The sequence below is a fragment of the Mycobacterium sp. NPDC006124 genome, assembly GCF_040614235.1.
Classification (GTDB): Bacteria; Actinomycetota; Actinomycetes; order Mycobacteriales; family Mycobacteriaceae; genus Mycobacterium.
The window spans coordinates 187582-205529 of record NZ_JBEXUA010000006.1; the positions used below are offsets into that span (position 1 = coordinate 187582).

A 17948-nucleotide genomic window follows, 5' to 3' on the forward strand; every position below is an offset into this window, starting at 1 on the left:
TCAGGCGGCGTTGTCGGCGCCGGCTTCGGTGCCGTAGCGCCCCGGGTTGAACAGCGACGCCGCCGCACCGAGGAGCATCATCACCGCGGCGGCGATGAACACCACGGTGAGCCCGGAGTGGAAGGGCTCGGTGATCAGTTGCGGGAAGAACGTCTTGCCCGTCAGCAGGTCGGCGTTGACGCCAGGTTGGGTCAACGCGCCCGAGGGCCCGAGCAATTCACCCATCGGGTTGTAGCCCAGGAACGCCGCGAAGAGGCTGCCCACCGGTGGCAGGTTGGCCACGTCATTGGCGATCGACGGCGAAACCCCTTGAGCCTGAAGGCCGCTGCTCATCGCAGACGGAAGGCTGTGGGCCAGGCCGACGATCATCAGGGAGAAGAAGACACCGATCGACAGTGACGACCCGGCGTTGAAGAAGGTCGCCCGCACACCGGAGGCCGCGCCGCGCTGGGCGGCGGGCACGCTCGACATGATGGCCGCGGTGTTGGGGGCGGTGAAGATGCCGCCCCCAAGGCCGTTGAGGAACACCAGGAGCGCGAACATCCAGTAGTCGAAGTTGACGGGAATCAGCACCAGCGCAATGAAGGTGGCCGCCATCAGCAGCATGCCGCCGACGGTGAAGGGCCGCGCGCCGAAGCGGTCGGACAGGGATCCCGCGACGGGCCCGGCGATCAGGAAGCCGACGGTGATGGGCAGCAGGTAGATTCCCGCCCACAGGGGCGTCGACTCGAAGCTGTAGCCGTGCAACGGAAGCCAGATGCCCTGCAGCCAGATGATGAGCATGAACTGCAGCCCGCCGCGACCCATGGACGACATCAGCCCGGCGAGGTTTCCCATCCCGAACGACGCCGACTTGAACAGCCGGACGTCGACCATGGGCGACTCGACCTGCAGTTCGATGACACAGAACGCCACCAACAGCAGCAGGCCAATGCCGATGGCGCCCAGCACCATTGGATTGGTCCAGCCGGTCGTCGCGTCGCCGTAGGGCTGAATGCCGTAGGTGATGCCGGCCAGCAGCACCGTCAGCCCGAGACCGAAGGTGATCGCGCCGGGCCAGTCCAACTTGCCCGGCGTGCGGGAGCCCAGTTCGCGCAGCGATCGCACGCTCCAGATCGTGCCGGCGATGCCGATCGGCACGCCGACCCAGAAGATGGCCTTCCAGTGCCACTCGGAGAGGAACCCACCGATCAGCAGGCCCAGGAACGAGCCGGCGACGGCCGAGACCATGTTGACCCCCAGGGCCATGCCTCGCTGATTGGCGGGGAAGGCGTCGGTGAGGATCGCCGACGACGACGCCATCAGCATCGCGCCGCCGACGCCCTGCACCACTCGCCAGCCGATCAGCCAGAGTGCACCGCCGCCAAGGTGGAACGGGTCGAACGACAGCGCGACCGCGGCGACGGTGAACACAACGAAGCCCCAGTTGTAGATCCGCACCCGGCCGAGCATGTCGCCGAGGCGTCCGAACGGGACCACCAGCACGGCCGTCACCACCAGGTAGCCCATCAGCATCCACAGCAGGTAGCTGACGTTGCCGGGGGCCAGCGGGTTGAGCCCGATGCCGCGGAAGATCGCCGGCAGTGAGATCAGCACGATGGAGGCGTTGATGGTGGCCAGCAGCGTCCCAAGCGTGGTGTTGGACAACACGACCCACTTGTAGTGCGGGTGATCGTGATCCATCCGCCGCCGGCGGGTGGCGGTGTCGGTGAGGGCTTCGTCGGTCTTCGTCATCTCGATCTCGGTCGTCATCGGCTTCGCTTCACGTCTCGGCAATCGGAGCATGCGGGGCTGCGCTGCCCAAAACGCATATGTTAGCTATACAAATTATCTCGTGGCAATTCCTATTCCCTCGGCCCCCTCGCGCGGACGCCGAATCCTGGGGTACCTTCGACCTCGTCCGCGCGGGAGTGCACGCCAAGTGCGCTGAGAGGACGGCTAGCGCGCCGTCGACCGTATGAACCTGACCGGGTAATGCCGGCGTAGGGAGCTATGAGATGACTGCTGTGCCCAACCCCGTCTCCGTCACCACCGGGCCCATCACCGGGAGCACGAAGGTCTACCGGGAACTCCCCGACGGCGGCCGGGTGCCGCTGCGCCGGGTGCATCTGACCAACGGCGAACACCTCGACCTGTACGACACGTCCGGTCCGTACACCGACCCGACCGCGGAGATCGACCTCACCGCCGGGCTGCCGGCGCGACCGGGAATCAGGCGGGACCGCGGCACGCAGTTGCAGCGCGCCCGCGCCGGCGAGATCACCGCCGAGATGGCGTTCATCGCCGAGCGCGAGGGCGTCGGGGCCGAGCTGGTTCGTGACGAGGTGGCCGCGGGCCGCGCGGTGATCCCGGCCAACCACAACCATCCCGAGAGCGAGCCGATGATCATCGGCAAGGCGTTCGGGGTCAAGGTCAACGCCAACATCGGCAACTCCGCGGTGACGTCGTCCATCGCCGAGGAGGTCGAGAAGATGGTCTGGGCCACCCGCTGGGGCGCCGACACCATCATGGATCTGTCCACCGGCCGCGACATCCACGCGACCCGCGAATGGATTCTGCGCAACTCCCCGGTGCCGGTGGGCACGGTGCCCCTGTATCAGGCGCTGGAGAAGGTGAACGGCGAGCCGACCGCCCTGACCTGGGAGATCTACCGCGACACCATCGTCGAGCAGTGCGAGCAGGGCGTGGACTACATGACCGTGCACGCCGGCGTGCTGCTGCGCCACATCCCGCTCACGGTGAACCGCGTGACGGGCATCGTCAGCCGCGGCGGGTCGATCATGGCGGCGTGGATGCTCGCCCGGCACACCGAGTCGTTCCTCTTCACCCACTTCGCCGAGTTGTGCGACATCCTCGCCCGCTACGACGTCACCTTCTCCCTCGGTGACGGGCTGCGGCCAGGGTCCATCGCCGACGCCAACGACGAGGCGCAGTTCGCGGAACTCAGAACTCTCGGGGAGCTGACCAGGATCGCCAAGGCGCGCGGCGTGCAGGTGATGATCGAGGGCCCGGGCCACGTGCCGATGCAGAAGATCGTCGAGAACGTCCGGCTCGAGGAAGAACTGTGCGAGGAAGCGCCGTTCTACACCCTCGGCCCGCTCACCACCGACATCGCGCCCGCCTACGACCACATCACCTCCGCGATCGGCGCGGCGATCATCGCGCAGGCCGGGACGGCGATGCTCTGCTACGTCACCCCCAAGGAGCACCTCGGGCTGCCCGGCCGCGAGGACGTCAAGGACGGCGTCATCGCCTACCGAATCGCCGCGCACGCGGCCGATCTCGCCAAGGGCCACCCCCGGGCGCAGCAGCGTGACGACGCTCTGTCCAAGGCGCGCTTCGAGTTTCGCTGGCAGGACCAGTTCGCCCTGTCGCTGGATCCGGACACCGCCCGGGAGTTCCACGACGAGACGATGCCCGCCGCACCGGCCAAGACCGCACACTTCTGTTCCATGTGCGGGCCCAAGTTCTGCTCCATGCGCATCAGCCACGACGTGCGCGACGCCTATCAGAAGGACCTGGCTGAAGATGGCATGGCCGAGAAGTCCCGGGAGTTCGCCGCGGGCGGGAACCGCGTCTACCTACCATTGACCACGTGAACTACCTGCCGCTCGCCCCACCGGGTCAGACACCGCTGCGTGTGATGACCATCGCCGGCTCCGACTCCGGGGGCGGCGCGGGCATCCAGTCCGACGTGCGGACCTTCGCCCTCCTCGGCGTGCACGGCTGCGTGTCCGTGGCCGCGGTGACCGTGCAGAACTCGTTGGGCGTCAGGGCCTTTCACGAAATCCCGGTCGACGTGGTGGCCGGGCAGATCCGGGCCGTCGCCGAGGACGTCGGCATCCAGGCCGCGAAGACGGGCATGCTCGCGTCCTCGGAGATCATCGACGCCATCGCGGGCACGTGGCGCGACCTGACCGCCGAGGGCCTGGCGCCACCGCTGGTGGTGGATCCGGTCTGCGCCTCCATGCACGGCGACCCGCTGCTGCACCCCATGGCGCTGGAGACGATGCGCGAGCAGCTCTTCCCACTGGCCGCGCTGGTCACCCCGAATCTCGACGAGGTCAGCCTGATCACCGGCATCGACGTCGTCGACGGGGCCACCCAGCGCGACGCCGCCCGAGCCCTGCACGCGATGGGCCCGGCATGGTCGCTGGTCAAGGGCGGTCATCTGCGCTCGTCGTCGCGCAGCACCGACCTTCTGTTCGACGGCACCGAGTTCCACGAGTTCGTCGCCGAGCGCATCGACACCGTCCACGACCACGGTGCCGGGGACACGCTGGCGTCGGCGACGGCGTCGGCACTGGCCCACGGCCTCTCGATGCCCGAGGCGGTCGCCTTCGCCAAGGAGTGGGTCACCGAATGTCTGTGCGGCGCATATCCGTTGGGGGCCGGGCACGGTCCGGTGTCACCGCTGTTCCGGCTGGCCGATGGAGTTTGACGCCGTTGCGGGCGCGGCGCACGCGCCCGCCGGCGACGCGACCGGAATCGTCCTGCTGACCCACGGGGCGGGCGGCAACCGCGAGTCACCGATGCTGGTGAAGCTGTGCGACGAGTGGGCCCGTCGCGGCTGGCTCGCGGTGCGTTACGACCTGCCCTACCGCAGGCGCCGGCCCAAGGGTCCGCCGTCGGGTTCGGCCACCGCCGATCAGGCCGGCATCGTCGAGGCGGTCGCCCTGGCCCGGTCGCTGACGACGGGCCCGGTGCTCGCCGGCGGTCATTCCTACGGCGGCCGGATGACGTCCATGGCGGTCGCCGACGGCCTCGCGGTCGACGTCCTCACGCTGTTCTCCTATCCGTTGCATCCGCCGGGCAAGCCCGAACGTGCACGCACCGAACACCTTCCCCGCATCACGGTGCCGACGGTCTTCACCCACGGCACCTCCGATCCCTTCGGCACCGTCGACGAATTGCGGTCGGCGGCGGCCCTGGTCGTCGGCCCCACCGAGCTCGTGGAGGTGACCGGCGCCCGTCACGACCTCGGCTCCAAGACACTCGACGTGCCCGCCCTGGCCGTCGACGCGGCACTCCGGTATTGCGGCCCGGACCCTGCTATCTTCCGGTGATGACCTGGCCGTCGGGAGACCCGAATCAGCCGCCCGCGTACCAGCAGCCCGGGGCTCAGTACCCGCCCCCACCACCGCCCCTGCCGTATCAGCAGGGCCCCTACGGCCAGCCGGGACAGTACGGTCAGCCGCCGGCGGGTTACCCGTACCCGGCTCCGCCGCCGAAGAAGTCGCGCAAGGGCCTGATCATCGGGTTGTCGGTGGGCGCGTTCGTCCTCGTCGCATGCCTGGTGGGTGCGGCGGTGTTCTTCGTGATCGCGACCAAGGACAAGGTCATCGCGACCGACCTGGCCGCGGGCGACTGCCTCACCGAGATCCCCGACGCCGCGTTGGTCCAGATGGTGCCCAAGACCGACTGCAGCCAGCCGCACGCCGGTGAGGCGTATGCGGTGCTGACCATGCCCGACGGCGCCTACCCCGGCGAGGCCACGATCAGCGAGTGGCAGAACAAGTGCCCCGCCGAGCTGGAGTCCTACTCCCCCGACGCGATGCAGGACTCCTCGGTCGGGGTGTTCGTCCTCTATCCCACCGCCGAGACGTGGGGCCAGGGCGACCGGGCCATCGTCTGCATCGCCACCACCGAGGACAAGCGCACCGGATCCCTGAAGGGCTGACGGGCCGGCGGGCGACGGACCACCTCACGCACGCAGAGTTGGTGCGGGGTCATCCCAAATTTCGGACGTAATGTAGTCCAGGATGGAGGTGTCAGACGATGGGCAAGAAACTGCATGTCAATACCGATGAGCTCAGGATGGCCGCGGAGCGACTGGACATGCATGCTGCAGACTTGGGCCACGGCCATGCCGTCGCTCACGCCAACATCGCATCGGCCGTTCCCGGCTTCGGCGCATCATTGTCAGCCGCAGCGTTGGCGGAGCGAGTTGCTCAGTGGGAGCTTGAGACAGCTGAGCACCAAGCCGAACTCGCTCGCCACGCGAGGGTCATCGTGCTGCAGTCGCTAGGTACACGACCACTGATTCGGACAGCAGCACGCACATTGCCGCCGTCTGGAGCAACACGGGTGCTTCGCGCAAAATAGACCTTTAGAGCACTCTGCGTATGGCAATGACATTGGCGGAGCTGCGCATGTGGCCACCTGAGATCAAATCAGTCGCTGACGCCGCGACCCAGCGAGCGAAGACCAGTCGCGAAGCTGCCGCCAACGTTCAATCCATCATCGACAATTCCTCGTGGGAGGGCAGTGCCGGCGATGCTGCCCGCGACGCTATGAAGCGGTCCGCGACCAAATTCGAGGAATCCGGTCTAGAAGCGCTCGCGCTCGCACTTGGTGCCAATCAGGCGCACCAAGAAGCGTTGCGAGTCGCACAGATGATCGACGAACTCACGTCCGATGCACATGCCTCCGTCGGCGGCGAGCCGGTCATGGACATCGACATGAGTACCAACTCTGTAATCCCACCCGATACCAGTTACATGACCGACGATGCAATTGCCAAGACGGCCCAGAAAGTGGCGCGTCTTCGCGGCGAGATCAGCACGATACTGACGGCCGGTGAGGCAGTGGATTCGGATTTGGCGCGTGTCATCGCTTATGGGACGGGAGGTACGCCGCCGGTGCGCGATCCGTGGCCTGCGGAGCATCTGGGGGGGCCCTGAGCGTGAACACAACCAGCGCAATGCATTTCAGGCGATGTTCGGGCGACAGCCAACTAGCCCGTCAGATTGGCGTACTGCTGCGGCACTCGATGCGCACAGTTATGGTCCGCTAACTCGTGGGCATGCTCCGAACATCGTGGTCGGGAGAATCCGGAAGGTACCGGGCGCTGGCGTCGTTCAGACTAACGCTTTCACTGACACGAAGACTGCGCCCGCAGGCGTGCTGACCAATGCCGGCGACGATCGGGGTTTTGATCCTGAGGCGCTTCCTGACACGTCGCGGGTCACGTTTCTCATCGACTACGAAAATGGCATCGTCGTAGCGCGGCAGAATCCATCGATCAGACTCGACGACGGCGCGGTGATGACTGGACATCCTGATATCAGCGTTGCGCAGGAAAGCAATGGAAAGGTCCATGTCAAATTCAACGCCGCTGACCCGTTCACCCCGGTACTTGGTGAAAATACGAAATTGGTGGGCGCGAGCGTGAACGGCGATCTCTTCTACGAGCCCACCGCGGACGGGGGCGTTCGCGTCGGGGGAACAACGGGCTACTACCCGGCTTGGGAAGTCAACCACTACGACCCCGACGGCGCGGCGACGGCCGCGCTACAGGAAAGGCCACCACTTGTTGACAACCCAGCGCTTCTTACGTTTCCCGAACGCGGTATCGGCGATCTGCAATTGCCCTACGAGTTCAACAATGTGTTCCCCACTGTTCCTGGGATGAGCGAGCCAGCCGGTATACCGGACATTCCGCGCGGCCCGGTCGCAGCCGGAGGCATGCCGCCCTTGGTCATATCGCCTCTGGGCACGACAGACCTCGGCCCCGTGGGGAGCGCGCCGACCATCCCCGTCACAGACCCAATCGTCCTCCCCCGAAAGTAGGCTGCCGGAATGACGCATAGAGACTGGCTGGTGAGTATCTATGCGGGTGCAGCGTTTGGCGGGGCCTTCTGGGCAGGTCTGCCGATCATGACGTCGTTGTCGGAATCTGCGCCACCCCCCTACGCCACCCTGACGACTGTTGCCGTATCGCTCGTGGTTGCCATCGCCGGTTTGCTGCTGTTTCGCATGCCGCGCAGCACCAGCGCCCGGCGAATTGGCCTGGCAGTCAGCATCGGTGCATTGATCGGGCTACCGGTACTTGGCTGGTTCGCGTTGTGGTGAGCGATCAGCGTGTCCCCGTGCAACAGCTGCTGGGGCTGTTCCTGGGAGCGATCTCCGCCGTCGCCTATCCCGGGATGTATGTTCTGCTGTTCTTGGCGTGGATCATCCCGGGAGTGATCGCGCTCCTGCTCCAAATCAGCCCGCGTACGCGCTCCCTGGCGGTTGGGTTCGCCGCCGCAAGCTTGGGCTGGCTCTGCTACTACGTGGCGTTCTACGTCTATGTACTGGTGGCAGCCGCCCTGCAGTGATCCACCCCCTTCGGGTGGCCCCACGCCTTGAACCAGTCGCAGTCCTCGTCTGCTCGTGTGTCCCAGCTCTGCAACGTCCCTCTCGCTGGGTCAGCCGCCCCGCTACCTGAGGTACCGTCTTGCCATGACTGGGGAACATCACGACGCGGTCATCGTCGGCGCGGGATTCGCCGGAATCGGCGCGGCCATCGCACTCAAGCGCAACGGCGTCGACGACTTCGTCATCTTGGACCGCGAGGACGACCTCGGCGGCACCTGGTACGTCAACCACTACCCGGGTCTGGCCGTCGACGTCCCCACCACCACCTACTCGTACTTCTTCGAGCCCAACCCGAACTGGTCTCGGCTGTTCACCCCGGGCCCGGAGATCAAGCAGTACGCCGACGACGTCGCCGACAAGTACGACGTCCGCAGGTACATGCGGTTCAACACCGCCGTCGAGGGTGCTCGCTGGGACGAGGACGCCAGCCTCTGGCGCATCGCGCTGGCCGGCGGCGCGACGATCACGGCCCGCTACCTCATCACCGCGACGGGCTTCCTGTCCCAGCCCGCGGTGCCCGACATCCCCGGCATCGCCGACTTCGCGGGCAAGGTCGTCCACACCACGCAGTGGGAGGACGACTTCGACCCCGCGGGCCGCCGCATCGCGGTGATCGGCACCGGCGCGACCGCCGTGCAGCTGATTCCCGAACTCGCCAAGCGGGCTGCCGACCTGACCGTGTACCAGCGCACCCCGATCTGGGTGGTGCCCAAGGTCGACGTGCGGTTCGGCGAGCGGGCGAAGCGGTTGTTCGCCCGAGTCCCGGCGACCCAGCGTCTGCTGCGGTGGCTGACCTCGTCGATCTACGAGGTGATGGTGTCGGTCGGCGTGCGGCACTACCGCACGTTCCGCGGCCGGTTCAACATCTCGGCCGCGGACCTGTCCCGGATGCATCGCTTCGCGGTGATCCGCGATCCGGAGCTGCGGCGTCGCCTGACGCCCGACTACGACTTCGGCTGCAAGCGCCCGACGTTCTCCAACGGCTACTACCGCGCGTTCACCAAACCCCACGTGCATCTTCAGGACGTCGGCATCGACCACATCGTCGCCGACGGCATCGTGGGCAAGGACGGCACCAAGAACGTCGTCGACACCTTGGTGCTGGCCACCGGTTTCGACCTGTGGGAGGCCAACTTCCCGGCCATCGAAGTGATCGGCCGTGACGGTCGCGATCTGGGAAAGTGGTGGCGCGACACCAGGTTTCAGGCCTATCAGGGCGTCTCGATGCCCTACTTCCCGAACTACCTGAGCCTGGCGAGTCCGTATGCGTTCCTCGGTCTGAACTTCTTCAACACGATGGAGTACCAGATGCAGCTGATGGACCGGCTGCTCTCGGAGGTCAAACGGCGTGGGGCCACCACCTTCGAGGTGACCGAGCAGGCCAATGCCGCGTTCCTGGACCGGATGACCGAGTTGCTCGGCGACTCGCTGTTCACCAACGGCAACTGCGGCAGTGCCCACTCGTACTACTTCAACCCCGCGGGTGAACCCACGTTGCTGCGGCCGTCCTCGACCGAGGCGGCCATCAAGGAAGCGTCGGAATTTCCGTTGACCGACTACCAGATCGCCTGACGAGAGGATCCTCAAGTGCCGCAGGAGAAGAGTTCGACGTCAGCCACGTTCGCCGGATTGGCCTTGGCCGGAACCGGTGTGGCGCACTTCGTCCGTCCGGAACTGTTCGAGGGCATTACCAAGGCGGCGTTTCCGAAGGACACGGCACGCTTCCTGAAGATCAACGGTGGACTCGAGACGGCGCTGGGCCTCGGCGTGGCCATCCCCCAGACCCGAAAGCTCGCGTTGGTCGGGCTGCTCGGGTACGGCGGCTACCTGGCCGTGAACGTCATCCGCAACCGCTAGGACCGGCACTCAGCGGACTGTCAGCCCAGCTTCCCGGGTTATCGGCCGCGCGACAGCTACCCTGCTGAACGTGCCCGATGTGACCAGAGTGACGAATGGGACGTTGCTGTCCCGACGAAACCTGCTCGCCGGGGCCATCGCGTCGGCGGCCGGCATTGCCCTGGTGCGGTGCGGCGCGGATGCCTCGAGTCACGCCGCGCAGGCACCCGCCCCGGCACCGCCTGCCGCGCTTCCGGCCGCTCCCACCTGGCCCGAACTGCTGCCCGCCCCACCGCCGCAGGCCCGGATTCCGTTGCCCGGGGGTGGCGTGTTGAGCGCCCTTCCCGTACCGGGTGACCTGCTGTCGCTGACCCTCGACGACGGCGTCGACACCGCGGTGGTGCGGGCCTACGCGCAACTGGCCAAGGACACCGGCATCCGCCTGACGATGTTCGTCACGGGGGTGTTCTCGTCGTGGACCGACAACCGCGACCTGCTGACGCCCCTGGTCGACTCGGGTCAGATCCAGTTGGGCAACCACACCTGGGTGCACCCGGACCTGACGAAGCTGACGGGCAGCAGGATCGCCGACGAGTTGCGGCACACCGATCAATTCATCAGAGACACCTTCGGCGTGGACGCCACCCCCTACTACCGGCCGCCCTACGGCGCGTACGACGACCTGGTGCAGTCGGTGGCCGCCGACTTGGGCTACACCCAAACCGCCCTGTGGGACGGCAACATCGGCGACGACCAGATCCTGGCGCCGCGCGACATCGTCGCCAACGCCGACCAGTACTACGTGCCGCAGAAGATCGTCATCGGCCACCTCAACCACCCGCCGGTCACGACCGTCTACCACGAACTGGTCGACATCATCCACGACCGCCGCCTGCGTACGGTCACCCTGAACGACGTGTTCTCCAAGCCCGAGACCAGTCGCCTCACCTCCGCCTACCCCGCCTGACGTCGCTACGCTGCACCCGTGGCCGCGCCAGAACCGCCCGCCCTGCGTCGCACCCTCGGCACCGCGGACGCGGTCACCATCGGACTCGGTTCGATGCTGGGGGCGGGCGTCTTCGTGGCGCTGGCACCCGCCGCCGCGGCCGCGGAGTCGGCGCTGCTCATCGGACTGGCCCTCGCCGCCGTCGTCGCCTACTGCAACGCCACCTCCTCGGCCCGGCTCGCCGTGCTCTACCCCCAGTCCGGCGGTACCTACGTCTACGGCCGTGAGCGGCTCGGCCCGTTCTGGGGCTACCTCGCCGGATGGAGCTTCGTCGTCGGCAAGACGGCGTCGTGCGCCGCGATGGCGCTCACCGTCGGCGTCTACGCCTGGCCCGCCCACGCGCACGTGGTCGCGGTCGCCGCCGTGGCCTTCCTGACGGCGGTCAACACCGTCGGGGTGCAGAAGTCCGCACGGCTCACCAAGGTCATCGTCGCCGTCGTGCTTGCGGTGCTGGCCGCGGTCGTCGTCGCGATCGCCACCTCCGGTGGCACCGACGTCTCGCGGCTGGCCCTGCACGACGCGAGCGCGCTCGGCGTGCTGCAGGCCGCGGGGTTGTGCTTCTTCGCCTTCGCCGGATATGCACGGATCGCCACCCTGGCCGAGGAGGTGCGGGACCCGACGACGACGATCCCGCGGGCGATCCGGATCGCACTCGGCATCGTCCTAGTGGTCTACGCCGCCGTCGCAGTCGCCGTGCTGGCCGAATTGGGCAGTGCGGGAACGGCTTCGGCGGGCGCACCGTTGGCCGGCGCGGTGAGTGCGGCCGGCCACCCCGGGCTGACGCCGGTGGTGCGGGTCGGTGCGACGATCGCCGCGCTCGGCTCGCTGCTGGCCCTGATCCTCGGAGTGTCGCGGACGGCCCTGGCGATGTCGCGGGACCGCCACCTTCCGCCCGCCCTGGCCGTCGTGCATCCCCGGTTCGCCACCCCATACCGGGCCGAGATCGCGGTGGGCGTCGTCGTCGCCGTCCTCGCCGGCGTTCTCGACCTGCGCGGTGCGATCGGTTTCTCGTCCTTCGCGGTGCTCGTCTACTACGCGATCGCCAACGCCTCGGCATCTACGTTGGGCGCCAGGCTCATTCCGGTCGCGGGACTCGTCGGATGCCTCGTGCTGGCGGTCACGCTACCGATGACGTCGGTGCTCGCCGGGATGGCGGTCCTGCTGGTCGGCGCGGTGCTCTACGCGGTCCGCCGCTAGGCGGCACCGTCGACGAGCACCGAGGCCGCGCCCGCCATGTGCGCCCGCACCGCATCGGCGGCCGCCACACCGTCCCCCGATTCGATCGCGTCGACGATATCCAGGTGACGCTTGGCGTCCATGTTCTTCAACGCCCGCTCGACGCCGGCGTACATGATCGACATCCGGATGCTGCCCTCGAGCGACGACCAGGAGTGCATCAACGTCTCGTTGCCCGTGAGCCGGCACAGCGTGCGATGGAACCGCAGATCCGCCTCGATGCGGTCCTCGAGGTTGGAGGCGGCCCAGCGGTCCATGTCCTCGACGGCGTCGCGCAGTTCGGCGACGACGGCCGCCCGGTCGGGCCGCGACGCCAATTCGCTTGCCGCCAAGGCCTCCAACGCGGCACGGACGCCGAAGATGTCGCGGATCTCCTTGGTGTCGAGGTGCCGCACCGACAGCCGACCTCTGGCGCCCGCCGAGATCAAGCCCTCCTGCTGAAGCTGGCGCATGGCCTCGCGCAGCGTGCCGCGGCTGATCTGGAGGGCCTCGGAGAGTTCCGTCTCGACCAGGTGCGTGCCGGGCTTGATCTGCCCGGTGGTGATGGCCTTGCGCAGCGCCGACAGTGCCTGCTGCCGCAGGCTGGTCTTCTCCAGGCGCAGGAATCCGGGTTCGGCCGTCATTCGTTGCCCCTCGAGTGTCAACATCTGAATGTCGACATCGATGCTACAGCCGGTCCAGGACCGAGGCGACGATCCGACGCGTCGACAGGCCGTACCGATCGTGCAGGGTGGGTAGTGCTCCGGCGGCGAGGAACTCGTCGGGCAGCGCGATCGGCGTGACCTGCTTGCCGACGCCACGGCGCACCGCGGCCGAGGCCACCGTCTCGAACAGACCGCCGACGACGGTGTGGTTCTCCAGGGTCACGGCCAAGCGATCGGTGTCGATCTCGCGCAGCACCGTGTCTTCGTCGAAGGGCTTGATGGTGGGCGTGTGCACCACCGCGGCGTCGACGCGGTGGGCGGCGAGTTCCTCCGCGGCGAGCAGCGCCCGCATCGTCATCAGCCCGCTGGAGACGAAGACGACGTCGGTCCCCGGACGCACCACCTTGGCCTTGCCGAGTTCGAAGGTGTAGTCGTACTCGTCGAGGACGGTGGGCACCTGCCCTCGCAACAGCCGCAGATAGGTCGGCCCCGGAGTCTCCGCGAGTTGCGGCACGGCCTGCTCGATGTCCACCGAGTCACACGGGTCGACGATCGTCAGTCCGGGAATGCCCCGGAAGATCGCCATGTCCTCGGTGGCTTGATGCGACGGCCCGTACCCCGTGGTCAGTCCAGGCAGACCGCCGACGACGTTGACGTTGAGACCGGGCTCGGCGATGTCGAGGCAGATGAAGTCATAGGCCCGCCGGGTGGCGAACACCGAGTAGGTCGATGCGAAGGGGATCAGGCCCGTCTCGGCCATTCCCGCCGCAGCGCCGAAGAGCAGCTGCTCGGCCATTCCCATCTGAAAGAAGCGGTCCGGCATGGCGTTTGCGAAGATGTGCATGTCGGTGTACTTGCCGAGGTCGGCGGTGAGCCCGACGATGCGTTCGTCGGCCCGCGCCGCGGCCACGAGGGCGTGCCCGAACGGGGCGGGCGTGGTGCGTTGGCCGGGGTCGGCGAACGAGGCGATCATCGCCGAGGTCCGCAGCGGCGCCTGAGCGGTCATGCCGGTACTCCTTCGTATCCGAGGGTGAGCTGCTCGCGGCAGATCTGCCACTCGTCGGCGTCGATGCGCATGAAGTGCGCCTTCTCCCTGTTCTCCAGCAGCGGCACGCCGCGGCCAACCTTGGTGTCGCACACGATGACCGATGGTTGCCCGGTCGGCGCACACCGTTGCGTGACGGCGTCGAAGGCCGCCAGCAGGGCGTCGACGTCGTTGCCGTCGATGCGTTGGGTGAACCAGCCGCACGCGGCCCACTTGTCGCCGACGGGTTCGGTGCGCAGGATTCCCGCGGTGGGGCCGTCGGCCTGCAGGGCGTTGACGTCGACCATGGCGATCAGGTTGCCGAGCTGGTGGTGACTGGCACCCATCGCCGCCTCCCACGTGGAGCCCTCGTCGAGTTCTCCGTCGGAGAGGAAGTTGATCACCCGTGCGGGCGAACCCTGATGCCGCAGCCCCAGCGCCATCCCGACGGCGACCGTCAGACCGTGGCCCAGCGACCCGCCAGAGATCTCCATTCCCGGTGTGTAGCTTGCCATTCCGGACATTGGGAGACGTGAGCCGTCACTGCCGTAGGTGTCGAGTTCGGTGACGTCGACGATGCCTGCTTCGGCGAGCGCCGCGTACAACCCGATGGCGTAGTGACCGGTGGACAGCAAGAACCGGTCCCGCTCGGCCCAGTGCGGATCGTCGGCGCGGTACCGCAATTGGTCGGCGTAGACGCAGGCGAGCATGTCGGCGGCGCCGAGCGCCTGGCCGACGTAACCCTGCCCCTGCGCCTCGCCCATGTTCAGCGCGTGATGCCGTGCGCGGTAGGCCGCGGCTTCGACCGTCTGACGGCGCATCAGACGGCCAACTCCGGCGACTTGGCCACGGCCTCGTCGGCGAGGGCCCGCTCGCGCGGACCCCACGTCTCGCGGGTGGCCAGGGCCGCGCACAGCCCGATGGCCATGTAGGCACTGAACAGCAGGGCCGGGCCCGTCCAGCCGATCCACTCGAACAGCAGGGTCGTGATGAACGGGGTGAAGCCCGAGACCATGGCCGAGATCTGGTAGGCCAGTGAGGCTCCCGAGGCGCGGGTGTTCGCGTTGAACAGCTCGGGGAACCACGCGCCCTGAGCGCCGGCCAAGGCGTTTTGGCACACCCCGTAGGCGATCACGAAGGTCGCGACGATCAGGATCATCAGGCCGGTGTTCACCAGCATGAACATGATGACGCCGAACGGGATGCCGAAGGCGGTGACCCACAGGTAGACCGGCCGTCTGCCGATCTTGTCGGTCAGCCGGGCCCACGCCATGGTCGCGACGATGCCCAGCGCCGAGGCGACGCACAGCGCCAGCAGCGTCTCGGTCTTCGTCGCCAGCTGGGCGCCCTTCAGGTAGGAGATCATGTAGGTGATGGAGACCGCGTAGCCGGCGGTCTCGGCGATGCGAAGGCCGATGCCGCGCATGATGTTTCGCCAGTCGGTCTTGACGACCTCGACGATCGGCGACTTGACGATGTCGCCCTTGTCCTTGACGTCTTCGAAGACGGGCGACTCGGGCACCCGGGCCCGGATGATCAACCCGACGATGACCAGGAAGATGCTGGCCAGGAACGGCACTCGCCACGCCCAGTCGCCACCGAGGTGGACGCTGACGAGGAAGACCAGGTTGGCCAGCAGCAGGCCGACGGGGAAGCCAGCCTGCACGATGCCGGTGTAGCGACCCTTCTGCTTCCAGGGGGCGTGCTCGTAGCTCATGAGGATCGCACCGCCCCATTCGGCACCGAACGCCAGGCCCTGGATCATTCGGACGGTGACCAGGAGGATCGGCGCCACGATGCCGACCGACTCGTAGGTGGGCAGCAGGCCGATGGCGAAGGTGGCCAGGCCCATCACGATGAGAGAGGCGACCAGGACGGGCTTGCGTCCGAGCTTGTCACCGAGGTGCCCGCCGATGATGCCGCCGAGCGGACGAGCGGCGAAGCCGACACCGAGGGTGGCGAATGCGGCGAGGGTGCCCGCGACGGGGCTGGCCCCCGGGAAGAACGCCGTACCGAAGTAGAGGGCGGCGGCCGTCCCGAAACCGATGAAGTCGTAGGTCTCGATGACGGCGCCCACCCCGGACCCGATCGCGACCCGTCTGGCGTCCTTGGTGCCGCGCACCGGACCCCGCATCTCCAGAGCGTCATCGCTCATGGGCTCATCCTCTCAACTTGGTTCCACCAGGGCAATCGTCGTCACTGTTGACGGTCAACAGTGCGGTACGTCACTCAGTGTGACTCCGCCCACATGCAATGTCAACAGTCGACATCGACTGCCGTTAGTAGGTTGACTGTTAACAGTCAACCACCTACTGTGGTTGGCATCACACCGTCGAAGAGCCCGAGGAACGCCGTGTCGAACACCTTCTCCGCCCGTCTGGGGTGCTCCACGATCAGCTTTCGGCATCAACCGCTGGCCGAGGCGCTCGAGACGATCGCCTCCCTCGGCTTCGACGAAATCGACCTCGGCGCTCTGCCCGGGGTGTGTGACCACGTGCCGTACGTGCTGGACGCCGACGCGGTGTCCGCCGTCGCGCGCACCGTCGCGGCGTCGGGCCTTCGCGTGCGCTCGGTCAACGGGGACGTCGGCGATCTGAACGCGCCTGCGAGGGGTGGGCGTCGTTCGGATCGCCGAACGCACCTCGAGATGCTGTCGAGCCTGGCGGCGGCCGTCGGAGCGCACGCGCTGGTGCTGCCCTGCGGCGCACTCGACCACACGCCGATCGCGACGCTGGAGACCGACGTCGCCCTCGTCGCCGACGAGCTCGCGGCGGCGGCGACCATCGCGGCGTCGCATTCCGTTGCGCTGTGGACCGAGTCGCTGCATCTGCATCGACTGTGCTGCGACCTGGAGCGCGCGCAGATGCTGTTCGACCGTCTCGCCGCCGACATCGGCATCGTGATGGACTTCAGCCACGTCGTCGCCTCGGGCGGTGACCCCGCGGACTTCGTCGCCCGCTTCGGGCCTCGGATCGCGCACGTCCACGTTCGCGACGCCACCCCGGGCAACATCAACGTCTCGGTCGGCAACGGCGACGTCGACTTCGCCCGCGGCATCAAGGAACTCGCCGCCGCCGGGTATCGCGGGCACTTCGCGCTCGAGCTGGAGACCCGCGACCTCACCCATGACGAACGACCCGCGGCCGCCGTCAAGGCCGGCCACCTCATCTCCGGCTTGATCTAACCCGTACCCGAACACCCCCATCTGACAACGAGAGGCACACAACCCATGGCAACGACCCGCACCGCCGTCATCACCGGAGCGACCTCCGACCGCGGCATCGGCATGACCCTCGCGCAGCGCTACGCCCGGGAGGGCTGGGCCGTCGTCATCCTGGACCTCGACGGCGAGAAGTCCGCGAAGGTCGCCGCCGACATCGGCAACCAGTTCGCCGTGCCCGCCTACGGTCATGCCGTCGACGTCACCTCCGAGGAGTCGGTGGCCGCCGCCGAGGCCGCGGTCGCGGCCGAGGTCGCGTCGGGCAATCTGCCCCCGGTCGGTGCGCTCGCCAACATCGCCGGCATCACCTCCCCCATCCCGTTCCTCGAGACCACCCTGGACATCTGGAACAAGGTGATGGCGGTCAACGCCACCGGCACCTATCTGGTCACGAAGGCCTTCCTGCCCGCCATGATCGACAACGGGTGGGGCCGCATCGTCAACATGTCGTCGGTGTCCGCGCAGCGCGGCGGCGGCGTGTTCGGCAAGGTGCCCTATTCGTCGGCGAAGGCGGCGATCCTCGGCTTCACCAAGTCGCTGGCTCGGGAGATCGCCGACACCGGCGTGACCGTCAACGCCGTCACCCCCGGCGCCGTCGACACCAACATCCGGGTTGGCGCGACCGACGAGTCCGAGGCCGCCCTGGCAGCCGGGATTCCGGTGGGGCGCACCGCCACCACCGAGGAGGTGGCCGCCGTCATCACGTTTCTGTCCAGCGAGGACGCGAGCTATCTGACCGGGACCACCGTGGACATCAACGGCGGCAGCCACATTCACTGAGGCGTGCGCGGCTGCCCTCGCCCAGCGTGAAGTCGTTGGCGGAGAACCGCCGAAATGTCG

General features: G+C 67.6%; 20 protein-coding genes and 1 riboswitch. Of the genes, 15 read left to right on the forward strand and 5 right to left on the reverse strand.

Annotation, left to right across the window (positions count from 1 at the left end; translation table 11 throughout):
* On the reverse strand, positions 1–1752 hold the full coding sequence (locus tag ABZ195_RS14830) for an MFS transporter (protein ID WP_355218889.1): 1752 nt from the start codon (positions 1750–1752) through the stop codon (positions 1–3).
* A gap of 142 nt (positions 1753–1894) precedes the next feature.
* A riboswitch (TPP riboswitch) is annotated at positions 1895–2006 on the forward strand.
* Between ABZ195_RS14830 and thiC the strand changes: the two genes are divergently transcribed.
* The 13 genes from thiC to ABZ195_RS14895 all read left to right on the forward strand — a co-directional run bounded on the left by thiC (position 1998) and on the right by ABZ195_RS14895 (position 12181).
* The gene (gene thiC / locus ABZ195_RS14835; RefSeq protein WP_355218891.1) at positions 1998–3599 is read left to right on the forward strand and encodes a phosphomethylpyrimidine synthase ThiC; all 1602 of its coding nucleotides are present in this window, start codon (positions 1998–2000) and stop codon (positions 3597–3599) included. (Overlaps the previous riboswitch by 9 nt.)
* A complete protein-coding gene (gene thiD, locus ABZ195_RS14840) occupies positions 3596–4441 on the forward strand; it encodes a bifunctional hydroxymethylpyrimidine kinase/phosphomethylpyrimidine kinase (protein ID WP_355218893.1) in 846 nt (281 codons plus the stop codon). Before thiC ends, thiD begins: the two co-directional genes overlap by 4 nt.
* Complete coding sequence (locus ABZ195_RS14845; protein WP_355218894.1) at positions 4431–5066, forward strand: alpha/beta family hydrolase; 636 nt, start codon at positions 4431–4433, stop codon at positions 5064–5066. The genes thiD and ABZ195_RS14845 overlap by 11 nt, the downstream gene beginning before the upstream one ends.
* Positions 5066–5680: a septum formation family protein gene (locus ABZ195_RS14850; RefSeq protein WP_355218896.1), complete on the forward strand. Its 615-nt coding sequence runs from the start codon at positions 5066–5068 to the stop codon at positions 5678–5680. Before ABZ195_RS14845 ends, ABZ195_RS14850 begins: the two co-directional genes overlap by 1 nt.
* A gap of 98 nt (positions 5681–5778) precedes the next feature.
* The gene (locus ABZ195_RS14855) at positions 5779–6105 is read left to right on the forward strand and encodes a hypothetical protein (protein ID WP_355218898.1); all 327 of its coding nucleotides are present in this window, start codon (positions 5779–5781) and stop codon (positions 6103–6105) included.
* A gap of 26 nt (positions 6106–6131) precedes the next feature.
* The gene (locus ABZ195_RS14860; RefSeq protein ID WP_355218899.1) at positions 6132–6683 is read left to right on the forward strand and encodes a hypothetical protein; all 552 of its coding nucleotides are present in this window, start codon (positions 6132–6134) and stop codon (positions 6681–6683) included.
* Between the two features lie 220 nt (positions 6684–6903).
* The gene (locus ABZ195_RS14865; RefSeq protein WP_355218900.1) at positions 6904–7572 is read left to right on the forward strand and encodes a hypothetical protein; all 669 of its coding nucleotides are present in this window, start codon (positions 6904–6906) and stop codon (positions 7570–7572) included.
* A gap of 9 nt (positions 7573–7581) precedes the next feature.
* Positions 7582–7854, forward strand: coding sequence for a hypothetical protein (locus ABZ195_RS14870; protein ID WP_355218902.1), 273 nt, complete (start codon positions 7582–7584; stop codon positions 7852–7854).
* A 17-nt stretch (positions 7855–7871) separates the two neighbouring features.
* On the forward strand, positions 7872–8102 hold the full coding sequence (locus ABZ195_RS14875) for a hypothetical protein (protein WP_355218904.1): 231 nt from the start codon (positions 7872–7874) through the stop codon (positions 8100–8102).
* Positions 8103–8226: 124 nt separating this feature from the next.
* Complete coding sequence (locus tag ABZ195_RS14880; RefSeq protein WP_355218905.1) at positions 8227–9714, forward strand: NAD(P)/FAD-dependent oxidoreductase; 1488 nt, start codon at positions 8227–8229, stop codon at positions 9712–9714.
* A 15-nt stretch (positions 9715–9729) separates the two neighbouring features.
* Positions 9730–9999 (forward strand): hypothetical protein, encoded by a 270-nt coding sequence (locus ABZ195_RS14885; protein ID WP_355218907.1) that lies wholly within the window; start codon positions 9730–9732, stop codon positions 9997–9999.
* 154 nt (positions 10000–10153) lie between these two features.
* The gene (locus ABZ195_RS14890) at positions 10154–10945 is read left to right on the forward strand and encodes a polysaccharide deacetylase family protein (RefSeq protein WP_355219236.1); all 792 of its coding nucleotides are present in this window, start codon (positions 10154–10156) and stop codon (positions 10943–10945) included.
* A gap of 18 nt (positions 10946–10963) precedes the next feature.
* The gene (locus ABZ195_RS14895; RefSeq protein WP_355218909.1) at positions 10964–12181 is read left to right on the forward strand and encodes an amino acid permease; all 1218 of its coding nucleotides are present in this window, start codon (positions 10964–10966) and stop codon (positions 12179–12181) included.
* On the opposite strand, the gene ABZ195_RS14900 is transcribed toward ABZ195_RS14895, so the two are convergent.
* From ABZ195_RS14900 to ABZ195_RS14915, 4 genes are read right to left on the reverse strand one after another with little or no spacing between them, the layout of a single operon-like run.
* Positions 12178–12843, reverse strand: a complete 666-nt coding sequence (locus ABZ195_RS14900) for a GntR family transcriptional regulator (RefSeq protein WP_355218911.1) — start codon at positions 12841–12843, stop codon at positions 12178–12180. The genes ABZ195_RS14895 and ABZ195_RS14900 overlap by 4 nt on opposite strands.
* A gap of 43 nt (positions 12844–12886) precedes the next feature.
* A complete protein-coding gene (locus ABZ195_RS14905; protein ID WP_355218913.1) occupies positions 12887–13870 on the reverse strand; it encodes a transketolase C-terminal domain-containing protein in 984 nt (327 codons plus the stop codon).
* Positions 13867–14709, reverse strand: coding sequence for a transketolase (locus tag ABZ195_RS14910; RefSeq protein WP_355218915.1), 843 nt, complete (start codon positions 14707–14709; stop codon positions 13867–13869). Before ABZ195_RS14910 ends, ABZ195_RS14905 begins: the two co-directional genes overlap by 4 nt.
* Entirely contained in the window at positions 14709–16043 is a 1335-nt protein-coding gene (locus ABZ195_RS14915; protein WP_355218917.1) for an MFS transporter, read from the reverse strand. Before ABZ195_RS14915 ends, ABZ195_RS14910 begins: the two co-directional genes overlap by 1 nt.
* Positions 16044–16241: 198 nt before the next feature.
* Between ABZ195_RS14915 and ABZ195_RS14920 the strand changes: the two genes are divergently transcribed.
* On the forward strand, positions 16242–17072 hold the full coding sequence (locus tag ABZ195_RS14920; protein WP_355218919.1) for a sugar phosphate isomerase/epimerase: 831 nt from the start codon (positions 16242–16244) through the stop codon (positions 17070–17072).
* A gap of 45 nt (positions 17073–17117) precedes the next feature.
* Complete coding sequence (locus ABZ195_RS14925) at positions 17118–17888, forward strand: SDR family NAD(P)-dependent oxidoreductase (protein ID WP_355218921.1); 771 nt, start codon at positions 17118–17120, stop codon at positions 17886–17888.
* Positions 17889–17948: the final 60 nt, after the last annotated feature.

Coding starts and splice junctions, on each gene's coding strand:
- ABZ195_RS14830 (WP_355218889.1), bottom strand. CDS start 1,752: ATGACGACCGAGATCGAGATGACGAAGACCGACGAAGCCCTCACCGAC.
- thiC (WP_355218891.1), top strand. CDS start 1,998: ATGACTGCTGTGCCCAACCCCGTCTCCGTCACCACCGGGCCCATCACC.
- ABZ195_RS14845 (WP_355218894.1), top strand. CDS start 4,431: ATGGAGTTTGACGCCGTTGCGGGCGCGGCGCACGCGCCCGCCGGCGAC.
- ABZ195_RS14850 (WP_355218896.1), top strand. CDS start 5,066: ATGACCTGGCCGTCGGGAGACCCGAATCAGCCGCCCGCGTACCAGCAG.
- ABZ195_RS14855 (WP_355218898.1), top strand. CDS start 5,779: ATGGGCAAGAAACTGCATGTCAATACCGATGAGCTCAGGATGGCCGCG.
- ABZ195_RS14860 (WP_355218899.1), top strand. CDS start 6,132: ATGACATTGGCGGAGCTGCGCATGTGGCCACCTGAGATCAAATCAGTC.
- ABZ195_RS14870 (WP_355218902.1), top strand. CDS start 7,582: ATGACGCATAGAGACTGGCTGGTGAGTATCTATGCGGGTGCAGCGTTT.
- ABZ195_RS14880 (WP_355218905.1), top strand. CDS start 8,227: ATGACTGGGGAACATCACGACGCGGTCATCGTCGGCGCGGGATTCGCC.
- ABZ195_RS14900 (WP_355218911.1), bottom strand. CDS start 12,843: ATGACGGCCGAACCCGGATTCCTGCGCCTGGAGAAGACCAGCCTGCGG.
- ABZ195_RS14905 (WP_355218913.1), bottom strand. CDS start 13,870: ATGACCGCTCAGGCGCCGCTGCGGACCTCGGCGATGATCGCCTCGTTC.
- ABZ195_RS14910 (WP_355218915.1), bottom strand. CDS start 14,709: ATGCGCCGTCAGACGGTCGAAGCCGCGGCCTACCGCGCACGGCATCAC.
- ABZ195_RS14915 (WP_355218917.1), bottom strand. CDS start 16,043: ATGAGCGATGACGCTCTGGAGATGCGGGGTCCGGTGCGCGGCACCAAG.
- ABZ195_RS14925 (WP_355218921.1), top strand. CDS start 17,118: ATGGCAACGACCCGCACCGCCGTCATCACCGGAGCGACCTCCGACCGC.